Origin of the sequence: Mesorhizobium sp. M7A.F.Ca.CA.001.10.2.1 (assembly GCF_003998575.1) — a bacterium.
Taxonomy (GTDB): Bacteria; Pseudomonadota; Alphaproteobacteria; order Rhizobiales; family Rhizobiaceae; genus Mesorhizobium.
The window spans coordinates 1-2,619 of sequence record NZ_RZQY01000767.1 but is presented as its reverse complement, the minus strand read 5'-3'; the positions used below and the strand labels follow the sequence as shown (position 1 = coordinate 2,619).

The following is a 2,619-nucleotide window of genomic DNA, read 5'->3' as shown; positions in this document are numbered from 1 at the left end:
CTTCCCTGCCCGGCAAACTGGCCGACTGCCAGGAACGCGACCCGGCGAAGTCCGAAATCTTCATCGTCGAGGGTGACTCCGCCGGCGGCTCGGCCAAAGGTGGGCGTTCGCGCCAGAACCAGGCGATCCTGCCGTTGCGCGGCAAGATCCTCAATGTCGAGCGGGCGCGCTTCGACCGCATGCTCGGCTCCGACATGATCGGCACGCTGATCACGGCGCTCGGCACCTCGATCGGCAAGGACGAGTTCAACGCCGACAAGCTGCGCTACCACAAGATCATCCTGATGACCGACGCCGACGTCGACGGCGCCCATATCAGAACCTTGCTGCTGACCTTCTTCTTCCGGCAGATGCCGGAGCTGATCGAGCGCGGCCATCTCTACATCGCCCAGCCGCCGCTCTACAAGGTGACGCGCGGCAAGAGCTCGCAATACATCAAGGACGAGAGCGCGTTCGAGGAGTTCCTGATCGGCTCGGGACTGGAGGAAGCATCGCTTACGCTCGGCTCGGGCGAGGTTCGCATCGGACAGGACCTGCGCGGAGCCATCGACGACGCACTGGCGGTGCGCCAGCTGATCAACGGCCTGCACACGCGCTACAACAGAGGCGTGGTCGAGCAGGCGGCGATCGCCGGCGGGCTCAACCCGGACGTGTTCACCGATCTCGGCCGAGCCAACGACATGGCGGAGCGGATTGCAAAACGCCTCGACATCATTGCCGAGGACACCGAGCGCGGCTGGACGGGCCGCATGTCGACCTCAAACGAGGGTGTCGGCGGCTATGTGTTCGAGCGCACGGTGCGCAGCGTCAAGGAATACGCGCATCTCGACCTGGCGCTGATCAATTCGGCCGACGCACGCCAGCTCGACCGCTACGCACAGCGCCTCAGCGAGGTCTACGGGTCGCCGCCGGTGCTGCGCCGCAAGGATGTCTCCGAAACGATTTCGGGGCCCTTGGCGATGCTCAATGCGGTCTTTGCGACCGGCCGCAAGGGCCTGACAATGCAGCGCTACAAGGGTCTCGGCGAGATGAACGCCGAACAGCTGTGGGAAACCACGCTTGACCCGAATGTGCGCTCGCTGCTGCAGGTCAAGGTCAATGACGCGACCGACGCGGATTCACTATTTTCGAGGCTGATGGGCGACGAGGTCGAACCCAGGCGCGAGTTCATCCAGGACAACGCGCTGTCGGTCGCCAATCTGGATATCTGATCCGGACGTTAAATTCTGAATTGGCGCGCTGCGGCGCGCCAATTGTTCCACCGGCGGCAACAGAATCATTTTACAACGCCCCGGAACGGAAGTCCCTGCGGGACATTGTGACAACATCGATCACAATTTCTTACAGGAGGCCTTCATGGGACGCGGCATTTTGCTCTGGTTGCTCGGTATTCCGATCCCGATCATCATTCTGATCATGCTGTTCGTACGGTAGGGGGCTTCCATGCAGTCCACCCTATCGGCTGTCGACGTTTCCACTTCAACAGAATCCTCCTCCACCGCCGTCAGTTGGGGACCGATCATCGCCGGTGCCTTCGCGGCTTCGACGTTGACCTTCATCCTCATGCTGCTCGGTTCGGGGCTGGGATTGACCATGGTGTCGCCATGGTCGGGATCCGGCGCATCTGTCACCACTTTCGCGGCGTCCACCGCCGTCTGGCTTGTCATCGTGCAATGGCTGTCCTCTGGTGTCGGAGGCTATCTTGCCGGGCGGCTGCGCACCAAATGGGTCGGCATCCACACCGATGAGGTCTATTTCCGGGACACCGCACACGGCTTTCTTGCCTGGGCGCTGGCCACTTTGCTCGTCGTCGGCGTGCTTGGCTCCGCCCTTTCCGCAGCGATCGGTTCAGGCGTGCAAGCGGTGTCCACCGTCGCATCTGGCGCTGCCATGGGTGCATCGGCGGGGGCTTCGGCCAATGCCGGCAGCGCATCGGTCGACAATGCGACATCCTACCTTGTGGATTCACTGTTCCGTCCGGCCGATCCGGGCAGGCTGGCTGCCGCCAATCCGGACAGCGATACCGCCGCGACCGGGCAGGCCTCGCGCATCCTAATCGCCGGTGCGGCGGCAGGCGAGGTTTCGGCAGACGACAAGGCCTATCTGTCGCAACTCGTCGCCGCTCGCACCGGTCTTTCGGAAGCAGATGCCAAGGCGCGGGTGGATGCGATCATCGCCAGGGCTCAGGACGCCAAGGTCAAGGCGCAGGAGGCTGCCGACACCGCCAGGAAGGCTGGCGCTACCTTTGCGCTCCTTGGTGCGCTGTCGCTGGCCATCGGCGCCTTCATCGCCAGTGCTGCCGCGGCCCTTGGGGGCAGGCAGCGCGACGATGAGGAAGCGGTTTTTCTCACCAGCCGCTGAAGCGGCTCAGCATTGAAAAGCAAAAGCCCGGCCTTGCGCCGGGCTTTTGTGTTTGGGTCAGTCGCGCCGTGGCGAAATCAGTGATCCATGGCCTTGACGATTTCCTCGGTCATCTTCTTGGCGTCGCCGAGCAGCATCATGGTGCCGTCCTTGTAGAACAGCGTGTTGTCGATGCCGGCATAGCCGGAGCCGAGCGAGCGCTTGACGAACAGGCAGGTGCGGGCCTTGTCGACATCGAGGATCGGCATGCCGTAGATC

General features: G+C 63.1%; 3 protein-coding genes. 2 read left to right on the top strand and 1 reads right to left on the bottom strand.

What is annotated here, in order from left to right; genetic code table 11:
- Together EN964_RS31385 and EN964_RS31380 are read left to right on the top strand one after the other, a co-directional pair.
- The coding region (locus EN964_RS31385; protein WP_245490705.1) for a toprim domain-containing protein at positions 1-1,211 on the top strand (1,211 nt) is incomplete at its 5' end.
- A 232-nt stretch (positions 1,212-1,443) separates the two neighbouring features.
- Positions 1,444-2,361: a hypothetical protein gene (locus EN964_RS31380; RefSeq protein ID WP_127272751.1), complete on the top strand. Its 918-nt coding sequence runs from the start codon at positions 1,444-1,446 to the stop codon at positions 2,359-2,361.
- A 77-nt stretch (positions 2,362-2,438) separates the two neighbouring features.
- Here EN964_RS31380 and EN964_RS31375 read toward each other — a convergent pair.
- Positions 2,439-2,619: NAD(P)(+) transhydrogenase (Re/Si-specific) subunit beta (locus EN964_RS31375; RefSeq protein ID WP_164776136.1), on the bottom strand; the 181-nt coding region annotated here is incomplete at its 5' end.